Annotated in this window: 18 protein-coding genes and 1 riboswitch; of the genes, 14 read left to right on the forward strand and 4 right to left on the reverse strand. The window is 57.4% G+C overall.

Annotated elements, in window-relative coordinates; translation table 11 throughout:
* The first annotated feature begins 416 nt into the window (after positions 1-416).
* Positions 417-514, forward strand: a riboswitch (TPP riboswitch).
* Positions 515-594: 80 nt separating this feature from the next.
* The 4 genes from AB1772_10505 (at position 595) to greA (ending at position 5,046) form a co-directional block, all read left to right on the forward strand.
* On the forward strand, positions 595-1,560 hold the full coding sequence (locus AB1772_10505; protein MEW5796776.1) for a TonB-dependent receptor plug domain-containing protein: 966 nt from the start codon (positions 595-597) through the stop codon (positions 1,558-1,560).
* On the forward strand, positions 1,561-3,075 hold the full coding sequence (locus tag AB1772_10510; GenBank protein MEW5796777.1) for a TonB-dependent receptor: 1,515 nt from the start codon (positions 1,561-1,563) through the stop codon (positions 3,073-3,075).
* A gap of 76 nt (positions 3,076-3,151) precedes the next feature.
* Positions 3,152-4,522 carry a sodium:solute symporter family protein gene (locus AB1772_10515; GenBank protein ID MEW5796778.1) on the forward strand — a complete coding sequence of 457 codons (1,371 nt, stop codon included), beginning with the start codon at positions 3,152-3,154 and terminating at the stop codon, positions 4,520-4,522.
* A gap of 44 nt (positions 4,523-4,566) precedes the next feature.
* Positions 4,567-5,046 carry a transcription elongation factor GreA gene (greA, locus tag AB1772_10520; GenBank protein ID MEW5796779.1) on the forward strand — a complete coding sequence of 160 codons (480 nt, stop codon included), beginning with the start codon at positions 4,567-4,569 and terminating at the stop codon, positions 5,044-5,046.
* A 23-nt stretch (positions 5,047-5,069) separates the two neighbouring features.
* On the opposite strand, the gene AB1772_10525 is transcribed toward greA, so the two are convergent.
* On the reverse strand, positions 5,070-5,213 hold the full coding sequence (locus AB1772_10525) for a hypothetical protein (protein MEW5796780.1): 144 nt from the start codon (positions 5,211-5,213) through the stop codon (positions 5,070-5,072).
* A gap of 379 nt (positions 5,214-5,592) precedes the next feature.
* Between AB1772_10525 and AB1772_10530 the strand changes: the two genes are divergently transcribed.
* Both AB1772_10530 and AB1772_10535 read left to right on the forward strand, forming a co-directional pair.
* Positions 5,593-6,600, forward strand: a complete 1,008-nt coding sequence (locus AB1772_10530) for a cysteine synthase family protein (GenBank protein MEW5796781.1) — start codon at positions 5,593-5,595, stop codon at positions 6,598-6,600.
* A gap of 8 nt (positions 6,601-6,608) precedes the next feature.
* Entirely contained in the window at positions 6,609-7,766 is a 1,158-nt protein-coding gene (locus tag AB1772_10535) for a PLP-dependent aspartate aminotransferase family protein (protein MEW5796782.1), read from the forward strand.
* Positions 7,767-7,816: 50 nt separating this feature from the next.
* Here AB1772_10535 and AB1772_10540 read toward each other — a convergent pair whose 3' ends face one another.
* The 3 genes from AB1772_10540 to AB1772_10550 form a co-directional block, all read right to left on the reverse strand.
* Positions 7,817-8,539 carry a PIG-L family deacetylase gene (locus tag AB1772_10540; protein MEW5796783.1) on the reverse strand — a complete coding sequence of 241 codons (723 nt, stop codon included), beginning with the start codon at positions 8,537-8,539 and terminating at the stop codon, positions 7,817-7,819.
* A gap of 68 nt (positions 8,540-8,607) precedes the next feature.
* On the reverse strand, positions 8,608-10,026 hold the full coding sequence (locus AB1772_10545; protein ID MEW5796784.1) for a hypothetical protein: 1,419 nt from the start codon (positions 10,024-10,026) through the stop codon (positions 8,608-8,610).
* Positions 10,027-10,038: 12 nt separating this feature from the next.
* Positions 10,039-11,589: an outer membrane protein transport protein gene (locus AB1772_10550; GenBank protein MEW5796785.1), complete on the reverse strand. Its 1,551-nt coding sequence runs from the start codon at positions 11,587-11,589 to the stop codon at positions 10,039-10,041.
* Positions 11,590-12,081: 492 nt separating this feature from the next.
* Between AB1772_10550 and AB1772_10555 the strand changes: the two genes are divergently transcribed.
* From AB1772_10555 to AB1772_10590, 8 genes are all read left to right on the forward strand, one after another.
* Complete coding sequence (locus AB1772_10555; GenBank protein MEW5796786.1) at positions 12,082-14,421, forward strand: SLBB domain-containing protein; 2,340 nt, start codon at positions 12,082-12,084, stop codon at positions 14,419-14,421.
* A 382-nt stretch (positions 14,422-14,803) separates the two neighbouring features.
* Positions 14,804-15,853: an aminotransferase class I/II-fold pyridoxal phosphate-dependent enzyme gene (locus AB1772_10560; GenBank protein ID MEW5796787.1), complete on the forward strand. Its 1,050-nt coding sequence runs from the start codon at positions 14,804-14,806 to the stop codon at positions 15,851-15,853.
* A gap of 13 nt (positions 15,854-15,866) precedes the next feature.
* A complete protein-coding gene (locus AB1772_10565; protein MEW5796788.1) occupies positions 15,867-17,498 on the forward strand; it encodes a sugar transferase in 1,632 nt (543 codons plus the stop codon).
* A gap of 94 nt (positions 17,499-17,592) precedes the next feature.
* Positions 17,593-19,068 carry a capsule assembly Wzi family protein gene (locus tag AB1772_10570; GenBank protein MEW5796789.1) on the forward strand — a complete coding sequence of 492 codons (1,476 nt, stop codon included), beginning with the start codon at positions 17,593-17,595 and terminating at the stop codon, positions 19,066-19,068.
* A gap of 175 nt (positions 19,069-19,243) precedes the next feature.
* Complete coding sequence (locus AB1772_10575) at positions 19,244-21,409, forward strand: thioredoxin domain-containing protein (GenBank protein ID MEW5796790.1); 2,166 nt, start codon at positions 19,244-19,246, stop codon at positions 21,407-21,409.
* Positions 21,410-21,654: 245 nt separating this feature from the next.
* A complete protein-coding gene (locus AB1772_10580) occupies positions 21,655-22,968 on the forward strand; it encodes a Fic family protein (protein MEW5796791.1) in 1,314 nt (437 codons plus the stop codon).
* Positions 22,969-22,990: 22 nt separating this feature from the next.
* On the forward strand, positions 22,991-23,407 hold the full coding sequence (locus tag AB1772_10585; GenBank protein MEW5796792.1) for an OsmC family protein: 417 nt from the start codon (positions 22,991-22,993) through the stop codon (positions 23,405-23,407).
* A 160-nt stretch (positions 23,408-23,567) separates the two neighbouring features.
* Positions 23,568-23,951 (forward strand): DUF302 domain-containing protein, encoded by a 384-nt coding sequence (locus AB1772_10590; GenBank protein MEW5796793.1) that lies wholly within the window; start codon positions 23,568-23,570, stop codon positions 23,949-23,951.
* The last annotated feature ends 120 nt before the right edge of the window (positions 23,952-24,071 follow it).

Raw genomic sequence — 24,071 nt, forward strand, 5'->3', positions numbered from 1 at the left:
GCATGGGGCAGGCTGCGAGACTGGGTCATGGCAACGAGCTGCTGACGAACCGCGGGGGTGACAAGAACCGGCGGAACAGGGCGACCACGAGACATAGGGTATCTCCTTTCGTGAAAAAAGAAAGATATCACCTCCTCAATATTAATGCAAGCTAAACATGGGACATAGCACTAGAACGAACCATCGTAACAAGCTGACCACGCCATGTAACTCGTTATTATATAAGTGGTTATATGATTAGGCTGTCACCTGCCGCCATCACATGCGACCAATTATCTTAATTGTGATTCGCAAATTGGAGCAGCTCGCGCGGGCTTCTTTACAGTGATTGCCACACGGAGTTTGCGGGGACGCCTGGCAATCCAATTTCAACTTGCGCGTGGGTTGAGTTCGCGCGTATTTACTCTCGGCAAAACAGATCCCGTTGGGGGTGGCGTAATAAACACCGCCTGAGAACATACCCCCTCGACCTGATCCGGGTAATACCGGCGTAGGGAAACGGAGATGTGACTACATCCCTTGTCCGCACTCGCGGGCATACCTATCGACTCAGGACGGAATCTTACTAAACACCAGTTTGGTTGAGGTACTGTCATGAGATTCACAAAAACCATCGCAGGGGTGCTCCTGCTTTGCGCCCCGGTCGCCTCGGGCGAGGCGATCAAAGGAAAGGTGACCGACCGGCACGATCGCGGGCTGCCGTCGGTCTCAATCGTCACCAACATCTCGTCGGTAGGCACTATGACCGACGAAAACGGCTACTTCGTCCTGGATACCGTGCCGCAGCCGGGGCAGGGAAGGATAAGCCGTGTCACCTTCTCTTCCATTGGGTATCACTCGCGCCAGTTTGCCGCTGATATGATTCCGCTGGTGGTGGTCCTGCAGGAGCGGTTCTATCGCGGCGCCGACATCCTGGTGCGTGGTGAACGGGCCCAGGGCGGACTGACACCGATCGCGTTTGATGATTTCTCTTCGGATGAGATCAAGCGCGACTACACGGTCGGCGAGTTCCCGCTGCTGCTGGAAACGACCCCCAATTTCTTCACATATACCGATGGCGGCGCACCGCTGGGGTATTCGTACGCCAACATAAGGGGGTTCGATGACAAGCGGATCACCACGTATATCAACGGTGTCCCGCTGAACGACCCTGAAGACCAGGCGACATATTTTGTCGATTTGCCCGATTTCGCGGCCAATATCGACGATATACAAGTCCAGCGCGGGGTGGGCAACTCGCTCTACGGCGACGCGTCGTTCGGGGGGACGATCAATGTCGCCTACAGCAGTTTGTCGCGTCTGAGGTATTCGCGGGCGACATTCGGCTACGGCGAGTTCACGCACCACGGCAAATCGATTTCCGATATGTACAAGCAGAGCGTCGAGTTCTCGTCGGGGCTGGTTGACGGTCGCTGGCATTTTACCGGGCGCTTCTCCAAGCAGAAGACGGGCGGGTACCGCAAGAACAGTTGGTACGAGGGGTGGGCGTATGCGTTTTCGCTGGCGCGGCTCGACGCCAACATGACCACCGAGTTGTATGTCTACGGCGGCCCTTTTTAGTTGCATGGGGCTTCGGGGGGGGCGTCGCGCCCCGCCATCACTGCGGACCGTCGCGGCAACGTACTCACCTACGCCAACGAGACCGACAACTTCAACCAGCCACATTACCACCTCCACAACACGTGGCAGCTCAGCGATCAGCTCACGCTGGCGAACACGCTGTACTACGTGCGAGGCAAGGGGTTCTACGAACAGTACAAGGACGGGCGCCTCTTCAGTGAGTACAATGTCGATCCGTCGCTGGTTGACGTGGACACCGCGACCGGCGAGCCGTACACCGAGGGCGACCTGGTGCGCCAGCAGTGGGTGCACAAGAACCAGTGGGGGTGGAATCCCACCCTCGCGGTAGAGCGCGACCGCCATACCCACACGCTCGGCGGCTCGTTCTATTATTTCGAATCGAATCACTGGGGCCAGGTGGTCTGGGCGCAGCATATCGCCGGATTGCTGCCGCCCCAGCACAAGTTTTATCAGTACTATGGCAAGAAGTGGGCGGGATCGATCTACGCCCAGACCCACAGCAAACTGACCGAGCGGCTGTCATCACAGATCACCGCCCAACTGCGCTACCAGCGCTACAAATTCGACCAGGTGCCGATGGGCGCGTTTCGCGGGTATGACTACGAACTGGACTGGCTGTTCTTCTCGCCGCGTGTCGGACTGAATTACAAAGTGAGCGAGCCGGTGGACCTGTTCGCCAATTTCGCAGTATCGTCGCGCACGCCGACCGATGCCGCAATCTATGATGCCAACGACCCGACTATACTGCCGTCGCTGGAGATCGATAGGGTCAACGCGGACTCGACCATTTACGAGTTCGGTGATCCGCTCATGGACAACGAGCGGGTGTATGATTTTGAGTTGGGCGGACGATATCGTTCCGAGAAGTTCGCTCTTGAGGCCAACCTGTTCTGGATGGATTTCCGGAATGAGATTATCCCTTACGGTGGTTTGAACCCCAACACCGGGCTGCCGATTACGACCAACGCCGAGCGTTCGGTGCACTCCGGCATGGAGCTCGCCGCCACCTCAACGCCTGTCAGAGCTATCAAGTTGAGTTGCAACTATAGTTACAATTACAACCGGGTGAAAGAGTATTCGGCGTTCCTTGACGGGTACAGAGTTGTTTTTGACGACAAGAAGCTGGTCAATTTTCCGGACTACCTGGCGAGTTTTGTAGTGGACTATGAGCGTGGCAACTGGCGTGCGACTAGTCGCACCCGATTTGTGGGACGGCGTTACATGGAGTTGCTGAATGTCGAGAGCCTCTCGCTCGATCCGTATGTGGTGTCATCGCTGTCGTTTTCTTATTTCCTACCGGACTTTTTGAATCTCGGCAAAGTGACCTTCTCTGTGCGAGTCGATAATCTGGGTGACAAGAAGTACGAGGCGTCAGGCTACGGGGGCAACTATGCGTACAATGATGGCGGACAAGTCGTGGTTGACGGCTGGGCGGAGTACTTTGTCGCGCCGGAGCGCTCGTTCTGGGGGCAGGTACAGGTGGAGATGTTTTAGTGTGCTCCGTGGGCGGCAGAATCTCAGCTTCCGTCGGCGGCAGACCTCCCGGTCTGCCCCTGCCATGGGTACCTGAATGAGTCTTCCTGACTACACTCTCATCATCCTCTATCTCGTCGCACAGATGGGCGTGGGGTTCTACCGTCGTCTGCGCACGGATAGTCCGACCGCCGAGGTGATCTTGGGCGGGCGCATGCTCACCCTTCCGGCGTTTGTAGCGTCGCTGGTCTCCACCTGGTACGGCGGCATCCTTGGTGTCAGTGAGTACTCGTACCGCTATGGCGTATCTAACTGGCTCGTGTTCGGTGTGCCCTACTATCTCGCGGCTTTCTTATTCGCTCTTTTTCTCGCGAAGAAGGCGCGGCAGTCACAGGCGCTGACTATTCCTGATCGTCTCGCGGCGGCCTACGGAGATCGAACTGCCGCGGTCGGCGCGCTGGTCATATTCGTGATGACTGTTCCTGCCGCGTATGTGCTGATGCTCGGTACGATCGGCGAGCAGCTATTCGGGTGGCCGTTCTGGGCTGGCGTGGTGCTTGGGACCATTTTGTCCGGTGTCTATCTGTACATGGGTGGATTTCGATCCGTTGTACGAACCGACATTCTTCAATTCGTGTTCATGTTTCTTGGTTTCGCCGTGCTGGTGACTGTCCTCGTCTCAAAATACGGCGGGTGGTCGTATATAGTGCATCATGTTCCGGACACGCATCTCACCTGGCATGGCGGCCGCTCCGGCTGGTATGTAGCGGTCTGGTATGTGATCGCGCTGGCGACCCTGATCGAGCCGGCGTTCTTCCAGCGCTGCTACGCGGCGAAATCAGAGTCGGTCGCGCGCAACGGAATATTCATTTCGATAGGCTGTTGGGCTGTTTTCGACTTCATGACAACCTCGTGCGGGCTTTACGCTATGGCCTTATTCCCCAAACTCGCCGATCCGGTGGCCGCGTACCCGATTCTGGCCGCGCAGGAACTTCCGTCGGGGTTGTTCGGCATCTTCTTGCTGGCGGTGCTGGCGACGGTGATGTCGACAGTAGATTCGTACGCGTTCATCGCGGCCTCGACTTTCGGCAACGACATCATGCGCCGGTTTGGATTGATCGGCGAGGAGAGAATTGTCCGTTTCACGCATATCGGCTTGCTCGTGACAATGCTACTGGCGATTGGACTGGCGCTGATGTTTAGGTCGGTGATCGACATCTGGTATGCCTTTGGCTCGATCGGAACGCCGGCTCTGTTGATCCCGGTGTTCACGTCATTCGTGGGGAGGCGGCGCCTGCCGCCGCAATGGGCGTTGGTTTCGATCCTGGCCTCAGGGGGTCTGTCACTGGTGTGGGCCTTGTCCAAGTTTGCTGGCTCGTCGGGAGACTACTGGCTGGGCTGGCAGCCGGTTTTCCCGGGTCTGGTACTATCGCTGGTGATATTCGGACTGAAGAGCCGTCGGATGTAGGCCAGATTTGCCTAAATTCCGGAAATCCGCTATATTCCCCTCGCATGAGTAAAGAGCCGGTCTACCTCACCAAAGAGGGACGCATCAAATTGGAGCAGGAGCTGAAGCGACTCAAGTTTGAGGAGCGTCCCCGAATAGTGGCCGAAATCAAACGGGCCCGCGAGCTAGGCGACCTCTCCGAAAACGCCGAGTACCACGCCGCCAAGGAAGCCCAGGGGCACCTCGAACGGAAGATCGCCGAGCTCCAGGACAAGCTTTCCCGCGTGCGGACCCTGCAAACCGACCAGATCGCGTCGGACAAGGCCTACATATTCGCCCGGGTGAAGGTGAAGGATTTGGATCGGGGTGAGGAGATTGTCTATACCCTGTCGCCGCCGGAAGAGGCCGATGTCGACAACGATATCATCTCAGTCAAGTCCCCGATAGGGGCGGGCCTGCTGGGCAAAGGGGTAGGCGATATTGCGGAAATACAGGTCCCGATTGGCCTGCTAAGGTATCAAATAATCGATATCACGCGCGACTGAGCCGCCGAGCGGCGGACAGTCAGTCAGCCTTCCGGCTCTTCGAAAAACTCTTCGTCGAAATCTTCGTTTTCGTACACCAACGGGTCATCCGGGTCGATCCCCTGGGCGACATTGGCGCACTCGACCGAGCAGAAAAACTCCCCGCCCTGCTTCAGCGGTTCACCCATGATTTTTTCGCTGCAGTTGGCGCAGTACACTGTAATACCTCATGCAAGAAAGTCGTGCAGTTCGGCTGATCTCAATGCCAGCCCGGCAGGAGCTGTTTCCGCCCACCTGGCGGGCATTTCTCCCTTCTGGGCGAAAGCTTATTACCTGCCATTTTTCTTGTCAAACGGATTCTTCGGCATCACACGAATTTCCTTAAGCTCCGGGCGGCGGCGAAAAAACCGGCGAACTGAGAGTCGGCTGCGCCTGTTCCGCTCTGAGTAGCTCCTCCATCCGAGGGTTTGCCGGGTAAGTGCCGGACCTGAAATCGCAAGCCTGCGGTGTTCTTGCCGGGACCCGAAGGGTGCAATACCAGAGACTGAAAGGACGATAACAATCAGTATGAGCGAATCATTGAAGGCCAAGGGCATCCAGTACCTCGACGACATCACCCAGGCTGTCGGCAACACCCCGCTGGTACGGCTGCGCCGGCTCCCCGGCGAGCTCGGGGTCAGGGCGACAATGCTGGTCAAGCTTGAAATACTGAATCCGACCGGATCAGTAAAAGACCGCATGGCAATCTACCTGCTCAAGCAGGCGGTGGCTCGCGGCGAACTCAAGCCGGGGGGAACGATAGTCGAGGCCACTTCCGGCAACACCGGCGCGGCGGTGGCGATGTTCGCCGCGGTGCATGGATACAAGGCGATCCTGACTATCCCCGATAAGATGTCCCGCGAAAAAGTCGATACGCTCAAGGCGTACGGGGCCGAGGTATATGTTTGCCCGACCGCGGTGCCGCCCGAATCGCCCGAGAGCTACTACGAAACCGGCAAGCGACTGGCGCGCGAGACCCCCAACTCATACTGGGTGGGTCAGTACTTCAATCTCGACAATATTAAGGCCCATTACGAAACCACCGGGCCGGAAATCTGGGAGCAAACCAGGGGGTGTCTCGATGTCCTGGTCGGCGGGGTCGGCACAGGCGGGACGGTCTCGGGCACGGCCCGTTTCCTGAAAGAGAAGAATCCAAAAATCGAAGTGGTCGCGGCCGATCCGATCGGTTCGGTCTATTATCAATATCATAAGGACAAAACAATGGTCGAACCCCACACGTATTTGGTCGAGGGGATCGGCGAGGACATGCTTTGTCCGACAATCGATTTTTCGGTGATCGACACGATGTACCAGCTCGGCGACGAGGAGAGTTTTGTGGTGGCGCGCGACCTGGCCCGCAAGGAGGGAATCCTGGCCGGGGGATCATCGGGGTCGATAGTGTCCGCGGCACTCAAACACAGCGTCCGGCTTGACGCCGACAAGGTGGTGGTGATTATATTGCCGGACAGCGGAACAAAGTACATTTCAAAAGTGTACAGCGACGACTGGATGCGAGAAAAGGGCTTCTTGAAATAGGATTCACCATGAGCGATCAATCGCGCAAGCTTCACTCCGAGACAATCGCCATTCATGCAGGGGTGGTGCCCGAGGACGGCACCCTGTCGGTCACGACCCCAATCTATCCCAGTTCTACCTATCGCGAGACGTTCCCCGGCGACGAATCCGGTTACGTCTATTCCCGCTGGGCCAACCCGACTCGCCAGGCACTGGAGAAAGCGCTGGCGACGCTCGAGGACGGCGCCAGTGCCCGCGCGTTTTCATCGGGTCTGGCCGCCGTGACGGCTGTAATTCACCTGCTGAAATCAGGCGATCATGTCGTGGCCGTAAGCGATCTGTATGGCGGCAGCCACCGTCTGTTCGAAAGGCTGCTCCGGCCGCAGTTCAATCTCGATTTCAGCTATGTCGACGGCCGTGATCCGGCCGATTTTGAGAAGGCGCTCAAACCAAACACCAGGCTGTTCTGGGTCGAAACACCCACCAATCCGCTGCTCAAGCTGATCGATATCCGCGCCGTGGCAGAATTAGCCCACAAGCGAAACATTCTTGTCGCAGTCGATAACACGTTTGCGACACCGTACATACAGAAGCCACTGGATCTTGGGGCGGATATTGTCCATCACTCGATGTCCAAATATCTTGGCGGGCATTGCGACATAATCGGTGGCGCGCTTGTCACCCGCGACACTACGCTGGGAGAGAAGATATTCTTTAATCAGTATGCGGTCGGAGGTGTGCTCGATCCGTTCCAGTCTTGGCTTGTACTTCGCGGCTTGAAAACTCTGCACGTGCGGATGGAACGGCATTCACTTAACGCTCAGAAAATCGCCGCATATTTACAGACCGTACCCAGGGTATCAAAAGTGTACTATCCTGGCTTAGACGGCCGCCCGCTGCCCAACGGCATGACCCTGCCGGGGGGGATGGTGTCGTTCGAGATCGACGCCGGGTTTGAAGTCGTGAAGAAGTTTGTGATGTCCACGAAGCAGTTTATCCTGGCCGAGTCGCTGGGCGGGGTCGAATCATTGATCAATCATCCGGCGACCATGACCCACGCTTCCATTCCGAAAGACATCCGTGAAAAGCACGGCGTAACCGACAAACTGATTCGCCTCTCAGTGGGGATAGAGCATGTGGACGATCTGCTGGCGGATTTGCAGCAAGCATTCGCGGCGGCGGGGTGAGAGGTACGTCGAATCCAGCCCGCTTTCGGGCGGATTCGACAAGGCGCCCCCTAATGCTCATCCGGTGCCGCTAAGGACATGATGTCCCCCACCACGATCGGTTCCACTGCGTAAAACCCCTGGCCGTACTTGCACCGCGCCTGCATCCCGAACGAACGCGCCATAAGCGTCAGGGAATCGATATAGTCCCGCGACTTCTCCGGATTCAGAAACTGTGAGCGGTGTGCGGACAGCGCCCGGATCCATTGATCGAAGTGTGGCGTGATGTCCACCACAAAATTGGGATACACCCCCGGCGGCAGAAAATAATGAAACACCCGATCGACCAGGTGCGGCTCACCCGTCAAATCAGCTTTTTTCAGCGCGGCCAGGTTGGTGGCGTTGACACTGATAACGCCGGCAGCGACATGATCCGGGTGTGACTGTCGACGGCCGTGTCCTACGTGCGGGTATGGCGCGAGCATGATTCTCGGCCGCGCCTGCCGAATAATGCGGGCAAGTTCGAGACGATGGACGTAGCTGTCTTCGAGTTTGGTGTCGCCCCAATCGAAGGTCGCCAGGATGTCAACTCCGAGTATCGCCGCTGCGTCTTTCACTTCCTGCGCGCGAATCTCGGCGGTGCCGCCGGTGCCCATCTCGCCCTGGGTCAGAATCACGATACCGCAGCGGTAGCCGCGTCGGTGCAGATCGATCAGCACGCCGCCGGTGCCGACCTCGACATCGTCCGGGTGCGCGCCGACTGATATCAGATCGTATTTATCGAATGTAGTCATGGCCGCTTCCTGTCAAAAAAACGGCCCGAAGGAGCTGGCTCCTCCGGGCCGACATCATTACGAACAGATCAATCGCCGAAGTTATTGGAGTGGAAGATCAGCATCTCCCGGAGTACGTCGAAGATGTACTCGTCATGAACTATCGGATCGTCCGAGTAACTGCCGTAGCGGTGTTCTTCGATTTCGTAGCCCTCGTCCCTCAGGAACTCGATCCAGGACTGGGTCATCTGATAATAGCCCCACCTGGCGCCGTCGTTGGTACCGAACCACATACTGACGCCGTCGAGGGGGCTACCGCCCTGAGCTACATATAGGCTGTCCAGGTTGTTGCGCATCCACCGCGACCAAATCGGAGTGTAGACATTCCCGTTGCTGTCAAACGGCAGATGGAAATCCATGTCAACTCCGTGGGACACGAAGTCTCCTTTGACGATAGTACCGACAAAAGTGGTGGAGTCACCGCCGTTCGGCTGAGTCGAGTCGGCGATACTGTACCTATCCACGTTCTCGATTACAATGGTCCCCCCTGAGATGCGGCGGTCGTAGTCAATGAGTGTATCGTTCGGCGAAAAGGCGAACGAGCCTCCGATCAACATCATGGAAACCGGCATGGTGTAGGAACTGTCAATGTGCCGGTGGTAGCTGAACGGCGTGGTGTCATAATTCACCCAGGTGGTGTCATAAGTCGTGTCGACACCGGCTACGGTCGTATCCACGAAGAAAACATCCCACGGATCGGTGCTGCCGACCTCGAGAGTGTCGACCGCCTTGTTAGCGAAGTAGTACGCCTCCTGTTCGGCAAGTGCCTGGTCAAACAGGTTTGTCAAACCGCCCGTCGGATGATCGAAATCCAGCGGCCCGTCGGTCACCGAGATCGACGTGTACACACCGGGATTCATGATGGCGATTCGAAATGCGCCGTAGGCTCCCTGCCCGACACCGCCGAGTCCCCGCTTAGAAGGCAACTGGATGGTCGAGGGATAGAATCGGTGCAGGTACTCGAGGAGATCGTCTTTGCCGTCGCCCGGCACGTACTTGAAGATGGAATCATAATGACCGCCCGGGTCACTGTCGGCGTAGAAGTAGCCGCCAAAAGACTGGTCGTTGGCGATGCAGTAAATGATCATGGGTTGAATGTCACCGCTGGCGGTGAGCTCGCGCGCCAACTGGCTCAGCCCGGCCTGGAAGTAGTAGAAGCGATTGCCGGTTTCCGGAGCCAGCAGCACGAGCAAAGGCAGCGGCTGGGGCGGAGACGTATTTACCGCCTCAGGCGGTAGATAGGTCGCGCCGAGAAGCTGCTCGGTGGGATTACGCAACTGCAGCGACAAGGCCGGCACAAACGGGTGCTGGTTCGAGGGATCAACACCCGACCAGCCGTCCAGATCGCCCAGATCGAGCTTCTTGATATTGGTGCCGCGATCCTCACATCCGAACATCACGGCCAGGGTCACCAGGATACCTGTCAATAGGATTACAAATCTTCGCATCGTCCCAATCTCCTAAAACCGGTAGCCCAGCGACAGCACGCTCTCGTAGGTGCTCGCCTTGTATTCACCGGGGAAGTTATCAAACGTGTCGCTGTTGTCCACGTCGGTCAAACCCTCGAGGTTGATCTCCGGGTAGTTGTAGTAGCTCGTAATCAGGCCGACATCCCACTGGTCGATGTGCAGGATTCCGCCGGCGTTGACGCTCTTCTTGGTCCCGAGATCCATGAACTGGGGCGTAAGTTCGGTCGAGTTGCGCGCCGGTGACTGGTCCAGCCCGCCGCCGGCCAGCAGGGTCAGTTTCGGGTGTACCTGGTACCTGAAGCCGAGCGCCACCTTTACAGTGTTTTCCCAATCCACCGGATTGGCCAGATTGGACTGGAAAAACTCCGGCTCGAACAGTCGCGTGTACCTCTGCCATTCGCCGTCGACCAGGGCCGAATCAATGCGGCCAGGGAGGTTGGCAAAGTCGGTGAAGCTGAACTCAAGGCCGTCATACTCTGACCAGAGTGTGTACTCGGCATCGAGAGCAACAGTCAGCTTTTCGGTGGCCTTGTAGGCGACCCCGACGCCCAGCGATGAGGGCAGTTTCAATTTGGTCTCAAACTCGGAGGTCAGATTCACGAAATCTCCGTAGCCGGAAACAAACAGGAAGTCGGCGGTATTGGGCAGTACCACCGCGTAATCCGGCTTGGGCATGATGAAGGTGAAGTAGGAATCGCCTTTGATGGTGATATCAAACGGCAGATAGGCCGTTGCTGCCAGATCGATTTTTTCATTCAGCTTCCACATGACACCGGCGCGAATGCCGAAGCTCCAGCCCCGGCCCTGGCTGTCATGGAACTCCGGCACTTTTTCCCAGGGCCGCCGGAATACGCCGGGCTTATCCGTGATATCGGGAGCCGTCAGACGGGGATTGGTGCGGAAGGTCAGGTCGCTAAACCAGAGGTCTCCGCGCAGAAGCTGAAGTCCGATTCCTACGGAGAGCTTCTCAGGTTTGAACTCGCGAGACGCCGTCAGTTGGATGGCCACGACATCCAGATCCACGAGATAATGGTGCCCGGGTATCTTCCTGCTGCCCACCGCATCCTCGTTGTACGCCCTCATGCCGGAGGCCTCAGGGTCGTAAAGCCGCCAGCGGAGGCTCTGATCAAACGGCTGGAAGGCAGAGAGACCGAACACGGTTTCGCCCCAGAAAGGAAGCCGGACCACCAGGCCCGCCGACGGGTTATTCAGGATACGATGAAAGTTGTACACCTTCTGGCCGTTGACTATGCCCCAGCCGTAGGAGTTGCCGAAATCGTCAACTTCCACGAAGTTTGGAGTGATCTCGTTGCGGAAGTTAATAAGTGCGACACTGCCGCCAAGCTGGTTGTCAATAATAAAGGCGTAGCCTGCCGGGTTATAGTAGGCGGCGCTCCAATCATCGGCCACGGCGCGGAATGCTCCTGCCATGCCGCGCGCGGTTGTTCCCAGGCCGGTGTTCTCAAAGCCGCTGGCCTGAAGATGGCCGCCCCATAGGGCGAGCGGCAACAGAACAGCCACGGCCAGTCTCAAAATCCGCATTCGCTTCTCCGTCCTATTTCTCAAATTCTCCTGTAAGTCTCATCCGTTCGTCTGGTGGACACCTGAAGGACAGCGCGCTTTCCGGCTCATATGCGGCCGGTCCAAACTCTTGTCACTACAGACGATCCAACCACACGCTCCGTCAAAAAAACGGCTCGCAAATTACAACAGCCCCCGGCCTGTGTCAAGCGGGCTGCTCCTTTTTGTCAGGCTCGCATCTTCAAGCGGAAATCAAGCTTCCCTGATGCCCGGAATTTCGCCCGGCCGATCCCGGCCGAATGACTCGACGACTGGAAAACCATTCCGCCTGACGCGGAAACGGCGGCACAATCGAACACGGGCCGGTGCCCGGTCGGGGACCGCAGCAACGTCCTTAAGCTGTTTTCAGTCAATCAGATAATCGCGTTGCCGAGTTGGTGGCACGCCTCTTGTAGGGATCTCCGCTGTGTGAAATCAGCCGCACGGAACGCGGCTCATCGCTATAGGAAGGTGATGATGAACAAGAAATCGCTGCTGATCGGATTTGTCATAATCCTGGTCTGCCTCAATTGGTTCAAGCGCGCTCTCGCCGAGGAATTGCCCCAACTGAGCGATTCAGAGAAGGCCGCCCTGTTGGAGCGGCTCGCGCGTCCGGACAACGGATCCGACAATCCAACCACGTATCAATCCCCCACGCACTACGATTCCCAGACGGAATCGCTCGTCCAGTTGCCAGTCGGATCCGCAGGCGAGCAGGACGGAACGGAAACCAGGGCCGGCTCCCGAAGCAGGTCCGAACTGATACCGTTCGAGGAACTTGTCCCGTTCGGAACGGAGCTCTTTCAAGGACCTCGCGAAACACTGCCGCCCGACGACATCGCCGCAGCGTCCGACTACATTCTCGGCCCCGGCGACAACATAATTGTAGCGCTCTGGGGGCAGGTGGAGAATGAGTATTCGCTGACAGTCGATCGCGAAGGACGAATCTTTGTTCCTCAGGCCGGCGAGATGATTGTCTGGGGACGCACGCTGGCCCAGTTCAGAGAGCAAATGCAGCGCAAGCTGGAAACGATCTACACCAGTTTCGATCTCAGCGTGTCACTCGGCAAAATTCGCGCCATCCGCATTTATCTGACCGGCGAAGTACATCGGCCCGGGGCGTATACTGTCTCGTCGCTGACGTCGCTCTTTAATGCGTTGTTCCTGGCGGGCGGGCCGAGCGGGAACGGTTCCATGCGCGGAATTCGCCTCATGCGGAACGGCGCCAAAGTCGCCGAGGCGGACCTCTATCGGTTCCTGCTTGAGGGCGATAACTCGTCGGATGTTCGCCTGGAGTCCGGCGATGCCATATTCGTTCCGGTGGCCGGCCCACGAGTGGCTATTCGCGGCGAAATAAGAAGACCGGCGATCTACGAGCTTAAAGGTGAGCAAACGGTGCGGCAACTTCTGGCGCTGGCCGGCAATCCAACCGCCGAAGCGTACTTAAATCGCGTCATGATGGAGCGAGTGTCCGGCAACGACGAATGGACGGTGCTGGATCTGAATCTGTCTCCCCAAACGGAGACGCAGAACGACATAAGCCTAACCGATGGCGACCGCCTAACCCTGTTCTCCGTATTCGAGATGAAGCGTAACATGGTGGCGGCGTTTGGCCTGGTTAAGCACCCCGGATACTATGAACGGGACGATTCCACCCGGGTATCAGACTTGATTCAGCGCGCCCAGCTTCAACCCTACGACGTGCATTTCAAGCGGGCCAACCTGTTCCGCCGTCACAGTGACTGGCGGCGCGAGGTTATCGCGGTCGATCTCGGCGAGGCCCTTATGGGCTCCGGCGAGTCTAACATCGTTTTGCAGGACGGCGATTCCCTGCATGTCTATTCGATCCGCGACGTTTCCTGGGACAAGTATGTCTTCATAGAGGGCCGGGTGAAGCACCCGGGGCGATATATGCACTACGACAGCATGACGGTCGAAGACCTGGTTTTTCTGGCCGGGTCATTTGACCGGGGAGCGTCGCTTTACCGCGCTGAAATCGCCCGCACCGATTCGCTCGGCGAAGTCACCCTCCTTGAGGCCGATCTCAGCGAAGACACCGCCCGGCAAATCCGGCTTCAGGAGGATGATCGAGTATATGTCCGCCAGTTGCCGTACTGGCAGTTGCACCGAACGATCAGGATCGAGGGCGAGGTGATGTACCCTGGAGAATACGTTCTGGCTGACCGAGAGGAAACCCTCTACGATGTCCTCACTCGAGCCGGCGGTATGACTGAAACCTCCTTTCCTCGCGGGATGATCTTCGAGCGGGCGTCGATAGGCGAATCACTCGCCCGCAAGCGGGTGCCCGATCTGCTGGAAAAGTCGTGCCCGGTCGTGGAAGACTCGCTCGGCAAGATTTCGCGACAAGTGCTGTTCGAGTTCGAGCCCAGTTCGATGAATCGAATTGTCCTCGATGTCGAGCAGTTGCTCAAATCGAAAGGGCGCCAGGGAGACATCGTGCTGCAACCGGGCGACCGCATCTTCGTGCCCCGTGTACCCAGCGGGATCTCGGTGCTTGGGGCGATCGGCGCCAGCGGTACGATCAAGTTCAAAGAGGGAGAAAAAGCGAAATACTATCTCAAGCGCGCCGGGAATTTCTCCGCTCAGGCGGACAAAGACGGCGTGCGGCTGATCCGGGCCAACGGCGAAGTTTACTCGGGCGGCGGCACCATGAATAAGCGAGTCGAGGTAGGCGATATCATCGTTGTCCCCACCAAGATTCATAAGGACAAAGATACGTTCAAGACCGTCTCTACGGCCCTGTCCGCTGTCGGCGGCGTGCTGACAACAATCCTGGTCATCGACCGGATTTAGGAGACCAAGAGCAACAGTCCTTGATTCAGGTCTCTTTTCTCACCTTCCTACAGGATCACCCGGGGCAGTCCTTGTTCCGGGTGATCCATTATGTCGTGTCTTTCCGAGTCCGACGGAAGAAGTCTCCCAGCCCGAGTTGCCCGATAGCTGTCGATCCCTATTCTAGCCTCGCACAATCCCGTAACTCATTGTGTCCCAACGCGAAAGACCCTGTTCACAAACTGAGCAGCCCGGCACGGGGATTGCGTAGGCCCAAGCGGCAGTATTCGGCCCTGCTGCCGGGAAGCAAGGAAATGGAATTCAGCTTCGACAAATCATGCGCACCGACCGCTCGGATCGCCATTCCGACCGGACCCATGCAACACAGCCAAAGGAGATGCTAATGGAGACAATCTCTACGCTTACTCGCGACAGTCTCGACCAGCTGCTCGAGCAGCTGGCCGCACGACTGGAGGTTGATAGCTCCGCAGTCGTACCCTTCCCCGATTTTACCGAGATGCTGACCGCTCTTCTGGAGTTTGCCGGCCAGGACCAGGCCTGCCTCTGGATTGCCGGCCACGCGTCGCCCGATGTCGCCATCGCCACCGAGCGCGCCGGCCTGAAGGCGGTAGAGATCCTCGGAGCGTCGCCGTTTGTCGGCCACCCCGAGGACATTCTCGAAGCGGCCGGAACTTCATCGAGCTTGATCTACATGGCCAATCCGAACCGGGTGACCGGCTCCAGTTTTTCGCTCAATCATCTCAACCGGATCGCACAGAAAGTGTCCAACGGGCTGCTGATTATCGACGAAACTTACTTTGACTACTTTGGCATCACCGGCCTGCCCCTGCTGGAGCGGCACGAACAGGTGGTGGTGCTGCGATTGTTTGGTGCCGGTTCGGGAAACCGGGCGGATGCATCCGGGTGCATTATCGGCTCGCCTCGCTTAGTAAGCGGTTTCAAGAACCATTACGAGTGGTCCCGGATAACCGGCAACACGCACCGGCTCTCGACATCATCCCTCACCGGTCTCGACTCCGCCGGCAAGCGAGTAACGAGAATACACGATGAAGCTATTCGCGTGGCCAACTGCCTGACCCAGCTTGGCCTGCAAAATCGAATCACGTCGGCTGACTTCCTGCTGCTCAGGGTAGCCGATCCCAGGGAGGTCGCCCGGTTTCTTGCCGAGCATGGCTCGCCGGTCGACTCGCTTGACATTTATCCTGACCTGGCGGGCTATCTCCGTTATAAAGTGCAGTCACCCGGAAACAACGAGACTTTCCTCATCGCCTGTTCCCGTATGCCGTCGGAGACCTACCGCATGGCCGACCCGGATAAGCGGGCGGTAATGTTCCACCGGCCGGGCGAGAGCACTCCCCGCAGCCACGCCGACCCGCCGCGCAGTCGAAATCGCGTTGCCGGCCGAGAGGCGAACCCCAAAAGCGGATCCTAAGAGCGCAGCAGTGATGACAGCCGTGGCCACGAACACTACCGATCGTCTGCGCGAGGTCACCTTGAGTGATCAAAACGGCGTGCGATCTGAAAGCGCATCTCCGATCAGGATTGAACGAACCGAGCAAGTCCGGCTACAGAAGGACCGATTGTCCGGAACCGATACTGCTGAGTCGGTCGTGCCCAGCCTGGAATCTCATGGCATGCCATCTGCCGCTACGCGACTCGGCAGCGGTGTCGCCGCTAATCGCATTCTCCGAAGGCTCCTGTTGGCGTCGTCAGGACAGATCGGGGCGTCGTTGGCCTCAGCTTTAATACTCTGGATGTCCCTCGATCTGAGCGAAGTCAGCGGCGGCTGGTTATGGCAGTCAGTTGCGGCACTTTTGCTCGTCCGGATCTGGTATTTTCACACGCGCGGGCCGAAACCGGTCCTGGGGCGGTACAAGATCCGCAAACGGGCCTGGCGGACAATTGTCGACGAAGGCAAGATCGGCATAATTTTTCTGGGGGTCTGTTTTGTCATGGCCTGGCCCATAACCACCGGTGCGGCGGCGCTTTATGTCGGCGGCAATTTCGCCCTACAATTGTGCTTGATGAGCTTCGCCCGTTTGGTTATCAAGTCCCTGGCCGATCACGATAGACTGGTGGGGTCGGCGGAGATAATGACACAACGTGCAATCATCGTAGGCACCGGCGAAAACGCCCGCAAAGTTGCGGACATGATATTGAGTTCGCCGGAACTCGATACCCGGCTGATCGGCTTTCTCGACTTCAACCGTCAGGGATACTGGCGCTATCGCGATATTCCGCTAATCGGTCACCCCGGCACCCTGGCGCATATCGCCGCCAATACCCAGGTCGACGCCCTCTTCTGGGCGGTCGAGCCGGACGACGTACCTCAGTCATGGCAGATGATGGAGACCGCCGAGAAAATGGGCATTCGCATCTTTGTCATGCCCAGTCTCTACACGCCGAGAGTGGCGCGGGTTCAGCCCACCTATATCAACGGCCTTCCCGCCATGGTATACCGCTCGGAGCCGGAAAGTTATGTGCCGCTGCTCATCAAGGCGGTGCTCGACCGAATCGGGGCTCTGATCGGCATCCTCGGATCGGCGCCGGTAATGCTTCTTGCGGCGCTGGCGATAAAACTGGACAGCCGCGGGCCGGTCATGTTCAAACAGACCCGGCTCGGTCTCAACGGCAAGCCGTTTACGATGCTCAAGTTCCGCACCATGGAGAACGACGCCGAGGTCAAGAAGCGCGGCCTCATGGACAAAAACGAAATGACCGGCCCGGTGTTCAAGATCAAAGAAGATCCCCGCGTAACCCGGGTGGGCAGATTCCTTAGGAAGTTCTCTATCGATGAGTTCCCGCAGTTTTTCAACGTGCTGCGGGGTGATATGTCGCTGGTCGGGCCGCGCCCGCCGCTGCCGGCGGAGGCCAGACGGTTCGAGCCGTGGCAGCATCGCAAACTGTCCGTGCGACCCGGCCTCACCTGCCTATGGCAGGTGAATGGGCGCAACAGTATCGATTTCGAAGAATGGATGCTGCTCGATTTGCACTATATAGACAACTGGTCACTCTGGCTCGACGCCAAGATTCTGGCCAAGACGGTCTCCACCGTAGTAAGAGGGACCGGCCAGTAACAGTGCGGCAACAATAGCTCGGCAGCAGTAAGCGGTCGGTATCCCCCATCCCACCGGCCGGATTCAAGCAACGAAGCTCATTTGAAGTAGTCGTATGCATTTTGTATGTGCGAAACCCCGTGTGCGCATTCTGCTTCTGACCCTGTCCCTGGGCACGGTGGTTTGTCGATCGCCGGAAGCTGCCGTACTGCCGCTCGGGCAGCCAGAGTATGATTTCCTCTATGAGCAGCAGCATCGCCGCGACGCGCGCCAGTTCGATGCGTTTGACCTTCAGGTCGGGCCGTACCTTATCACGCGCTTTGACGGACGGCTTGGCCCCTTCGCGGACTGGTCGATTCCAGACTCCAGTCATGTACGACTGTTCGGATTTGCTGCACAAGATTTCCACGCGGTCAGAGAAAGCCGCCCGGTCGGGTACGAATCTGTGCGGGCAGGATTAGTTGGCGAGCCGTTTCGGCGACTTTCAATCTATGCGGATTTCATTCTCGACGAGGAACTGGCCGAGGACCCGTCGTACGGCGGCAAAAAGTGGCGCGGCTTCGCCGGCGATATCGACCAGGCGTTCGCTACATATACTGTTGACCGCTTCAATCTGATCGCCGGGCGGTTTGGCGGCTTCTGGGGACCGCGCCAGTCACTGGTGTTTTCACCGAATCAGAAGCTCGACGGTTTCGGCTATACCGTGCGTTGGGGGAGAGCTTCGGTGTCTTACCGACTCGGCTCTCTCGATGGATTGAATCCGGATGAGGATGACGTCGTGCAACACGAACCGCGATATATCGCGGCGCATCAGTTCGACTGGCATTTTGGGCCGAGATTGCGAGCCGGTGTTTTTGAGACCGTTGTGTTCGGTGGACCGGGGCGGCAGATCGATTTGTTCTATCTCAATCCCCTGATCTTTTATCATGGCTCGCAGCTTAACGAAGCTCTCAATGACAACACTATAGTCGGTTTCGATTTTGACGCCCAACCCGTTGAGGGACTGCTTGTCTACGGCCAACTGCTGATCGATGATCTGCAGATCGATAACAAGACTCGGAGCGACCAGGAGCCGGCCCAATTGGGCATACTGGCGGGGGGTTATCTGGCTGATGCGCTTGTCAGCACCGACCTTCAGTTCGAATACGAGCGTGTCAGTAACTGGACTTTTAACCAGATGCACGCGCGAAACCGGTATCTAAATGACGGGCGTCCAATCGGTAGCGCGCAAGGCAACGACTACGATATGACAACGCTGCGTGTGATTCGCTGGTGGCGAGAGCAGCTGCAGACGTCGCTGCGATTCAGCTACTACCGCCAAGGTGAAGGGCGGGTAGAAGCCGACTGGACTCAGCCGTGGACAGAAGGCGACGGTGACTACTCGGAGCCGTTTCCAACCGGGGTGGTGGAGAAAACTGGCACTCTATCGCTGGGGCTGAAGGGGTTTGTTACCGATTTCGCCTTTCTCGATTTCCAGGCCGGTGTCGACTGGGTGCGGGACCGTGGACATGTCGCGGGAGACCATGCGACGCTTCCGTTTGTGAACATCTACCTTTCCATTTTTGGTCTGTCGCAGGTGGGGCTGGACTAGGCCAAAACTCAGGCGAGAACTGTAAGGCGGGCTTTCTTCAGGCCTGCCGAGGCGAAAGCGCTCCATACTGAGCTAAACCGCCGGTCGCTCGATATCGCGGGCGGTCCGCGGCAGGCGAGATTCTGCCCCAACCGGCGATCTGAACCATCCTCCGCCGGTATTGTTATGGACGGGTATGGTACACGTTCGTGCGGCGATTCGACTGTTTATCGTCTTCGGCCTGATCGCGACGTCGCCCGGAACGCAGGCAGGCAGCGCAAATCAAGGTACGCAAATGGCACAACCTCAAACCTCACCATTGCATAGCAATCATCTGATCAACGAAAACTCCCCCTATCTCCTGAGCCACGCCCACAACCCGGTGGATTGGTATCCGTGGGGCGACGAGGCGCTGGAGAAAGCGAAACGAGAAGACAAACCGATTTTCCTGTCGATCGGCTACGCCGCCTGTCACTGGTGTCATGTCATGGAGAGAGAGTCGTTCGAGAACCAGGAGATCGCTGCGATTCTCAATGAGCACTACGTCAGCATCAAAGTCGACCGCGAGCAGAGGCCGGATCTCGACCAGATTTACATGACCTGCACGCAGGCGCTCACCGGCGGTGGCGGGTGGCCGATGTCGGTCTTTCTTTCTCCTGAACTGAAGCCGTTCTTTGCGGGGACCTATTTTCCTCCTGAAGACTATTATGGCCGCCCCGGATTCAAGCGAGTTATCTCGGAAATAGCCAAGGCCTGGCGTGAGGAGCGTCGGCAGGTGCTTGAGTCTGCCGACGCGATCACGCAAAGCCTCAAGGCCCATTTCGAACAGCCCAAGGGACAGGCGCTGCTGGTTTCGAGCATGATCGCCCAGGGGGCGGTCGAGCTCATGGGCGGGTTCGATCACACACACGGCGGCTTCGGCCGCGCGCCGAAATTCCCCCACGCTACCGAGCTAATGTTGTTTCTTCGTTACTATCACAACACGGGTGATATGACCTACCGTCAGGCAGCGGAGAAAACTCTGAGAGCGATGGGACGGGGCGGAATCTATGATCAGCTTGGCGGTGGTTTCGCGCGGTACTCCACCGATGCCAAATGGCTGGTGCCGCACTTTGAGAAAATGCTCTATGACAACGCGCTCCTGGCGCCGGTGTACGCGGAGGCGTACCGTATCACGCGCGATTCTTTCTATCTTGATATCGTGAGCGGGACGCTCGACTTCATTTTGAGGGAGATGACCGACTCGAGCGGCGGGTTCTATTCGGCGCTCGACGCCGATAGTGAGGGGGAGGAGGGAAAGTTCTATGTCTGGTCGAAGCAGGAAATCTACCGGGCGCTCGGCGACGAGTCCGAAGATTTCTGCCGGTATTACAACGTCACTGAAGGCGGCAATTTCGAGGGGCGGAACATCCTTCATATCACTGAGTCGTCCGACAGATTGAAGCAGGACCACGACGCGGTGGCATTTGAGAAACGATTAGCCGATGCTCGTGAGAAGCTCGTGTTGGTTCGCGCTAAGCGCGTTCGGCCGCTGACCGACGACAAGATTCTGACATCGTGGAACGGTCTGGCAGTCAGCGCCCTTGCGGCCGGATATCGCGTCACGAGTGAACAGAAATACCTCGATGCGGCCGTCAAGAATGCTGAATTCGTTCGGAGCACTCTGTGGCGCGGCGCGAAGTTGACGCATTCGTACCGTCGCGGGCGGCATTCCGACGGGCAGTTTCTCGAGGATTACAGCTACTACCTTCGCGGCCTGCTTGATCTCTATCAAGCCGATCACAGTGACGGCAATCTCCGCTGGCTCGATTTTGCGGCGGAGCTGGCTGACAACGCGATCAGGCTGTTTCTGCACGATGACGGTTCGCTCTATATGCGTGAGGCGAACCAGGCCGACTTGCTGTATCGTCCGCGGGAGGACTCCGACGGGGCTCTACCGTCGCCTGCTTCCCTACTGATCGAATCGCTTCTCAAGTTAGGGAGATTGACGGGCAACAACGCGTATACGTCGGCCGGACAGACCGCGCTTCGGGCGCTCTCCGGCCTGATGGCGCGTCATCCCGGCGGTATGGCGAGCGCCCTCCTGGCGCTGGATTACCATCTGGGTGACAAGATCGAGGTGGTGATTGTCGGCGACGGCCCCGAGCGGGCCCGAATGCTCGGCGAACTGCGGTTTCGTTTGCCGGCGAATGCGCTGTTGGCCGTGAGTTCCAACGGCGGCGGTGGAAGGCCGCTGTTCGAGGGGCGGTCGGCCCGCGACGGCGAGGCGGTGGCATATGTTTGCCGCAACTCAGTGTGCCGCCTACCGGTGACCACGGCCGCCGAGCTGGGGGCAGCGCTGGAGGCGGTGGATCTTCGCTGACTTGGAACGGCCACTTAACCAAATGCGTCACAGCGCGTTACTCGAAATGATATTGAGTTTCCGCTAATCATATTGTGCTCTTTGCCTTAGACCGGGGAGGAATATGTATGCAAAATGTATACTTAATGATTACTCTTTACATGTTCGAAAACATTTGCTATATGTTTATCAAACATATAGACTATATATGTTTGAATCTGCTTACCAGAAGGGGTGATTGAGTGGAAGAGCTCTACAGACTGCCGATGCCGGACTTGAGTGGGAAGTTGGAAGAAGTGCTTGGTTTTAACCGACCTGATGTTGGCAAGTATCTGGCCGCCGTCCACTACCCCAATTATTTGTACTGGGACAAAGTGAGATTCATGAACCGACCGAAGGGAATGTCTCCCGAGGAATTCTGGGCCCTCGTCAAAGCTCTTAGAACCTACTCCCCGAGCCGATCATCAACGGTGGTCAAGGATGAAAAAGGGCGCCACTTCACGTGGGACCCGCTTCCCGGGTTCGATCGCTTTCAGCACATCGTGGATATGAAACTTGGAGGATACCTTGAGTCGTCCTTAGTGGGTGATCCATCGGCGCGCCGCCGTTACATTACGAGGGGAATCATGGAGGAGGCCATCGCTTCCTCCCAATTGGAAGGGGCCAATACAACGCGCAGGGTAGCCAAGAAGATGCTGGTCGAGAATAGAAAGCCCCGGACGGTCTCCGAGCAAATGATCCTAAACAACTATCAGGCGATGCTCCAGATTGAGGAGTCCCTTAGACATCAAGACCTGAGTGTGCCCAACATTCAGGAATTGCACGTCACCCTGACGAAGGACACGATTGGATCAGGCGACGTGGGACGGCTCAGAACCGATGCTGATGAAGACAGGGTGGTTGTCTGTGACCCTGCTACCGGACTCATTTACCATGTGCCTCCGAGCGAAAAATTCATGCGGAGAGAAATAGTCAGGCTAGTGTCTTACGCAAATGACAACACCGAGACCATTCCTTTTGTACACCCAGTGATTAAGGCGATCATACTTCACTTCTGGATAGGTTATCTTCATCCGTTCACTGACGGCAACGGCCGACTAGCGAGAACGCTTTTCTATTGGTACGTGCTGCGCCATGACTATTGGGCTTTTTCGTACCTACCGTTGTCAAAACTCATTCGCCAGTCCCCGGCTCAATATCGGGATGCCTATGTTTACAGCGAACAGGACGATAACGATCTGAACTACTTTCTTGACTATAATGTCCGGAAGATCGAGCAAGCAAGAGTCGATTTCCAGAAATACGTCCAACGCAAAGAACTGGAAAATCGACGAATGAGCAAGTTGGCGCAATCCAAATACGCACTGAATGATCGGCAGATTCAATTGCTCAGATACCTATACAAGAACGAAGATGAGAGTGCGACCATCAAGACGTTTTCGCGCATAAATAACGTAGGCATACTTACTGCACGCAAGGATCTTGAGCGACTCGAGACGTTAGGTTTTCTATCGTCCGCCAAGGTCGGCCGCGAACGCCCGTTCAGAGCGACATCGAAACTCAGCGAGTTGTTTGGCTGACATATCACAGGAGATTACGAACATGCTCACCGCCAAAATGAACTGGGTCGGCGGAATTAAGTTCGAGGGGACGTCCGTATTCGGTCACAAAATCGTCACCGACGGCGCCAAAGAAGCGGGTGGCACGGAAGCGGGCTACAAGCCGACCGAGCTGCTTCTCTACGGGATGGCCGGATGCACCGGGATCGATGTAGTAAAGATCCTGCAGAAACAGAGGCAGCCGCTGACGTCGCTCGAGATCGAGATCACCGCTCACCAGAATGAGACCTACCCCCGGCCGTTTCATACTATCGAAGTCAAATACATCGCCACCGGACCGGGCCTGGACGAAAAGAAACTAGCCCAGGCGATCGAGCTGTCCGAGTCGAAATACTGCGTGGTCAGCCAGACCGTACAGCGCGAGACCAAAGTAGTGACGAGCTACGAGATTCGGTCGTGATTTCCATGCGGATCGGCATGAATTGGCAGAATCACCACGCCGAGGCGTCGGGGGATTCTGCCCTGCTTTTCTGACACGATTCCTGCGGCGACCCTTGAGATTGTGTGAATCGTTTTGCTGAGCCAGTAGTCTAATTTCTGAAGAAAGCAGGTGGACTGAAATGGAATTTGCCTACACTCTTGAGAGCACGAAGCCGTTTGACCGGGTGGTCGCGGCGATCGAGGAAAACACGCCCAGGCGCCAGTTCCGGGTGCTGGCAGTGCACGACGTTCAGGCGACCCTGGCCGAAAAAGGGTTTCAGCGAGGGTCGCTGAAGATAATCGAAGTATGCAACGCCGGTTTCGCCCATAAGGCGCTGCAGAAAGACAGCGAGGTAGCCTTGTTCATGCCCTGCCGGTTTGCGGTCTATACCGAGGGGGGCAAGACGATTGTGAAACTCGGTCGACCGAGCATGATCGCCGAGATAATGCCGGGCGCCGGTCTGGGCGAACTCGCCTCGGATGTCGAGGCGACCCTGAAACAAATCATGGCGGACTCGGTTTGATGTACGGGTATGTGGGCGGCAGACCTTTGGTACGCCCCGTTCGTGGGCGGCAGACCTCCGGTCTGCCCCTTTGCTTGCGGTGTCGTAGGGCGGAATTCCGCCTTCGGCGGATCGCTCGCG

This window comes from Candidatus Zixiibacteriota bacterium (assembly GCA_040752815.1).
GTDB lineage: Bacteria > Zixibacteria > MSB-5A5 > GN15 > FEB-12 > JAGGTI01.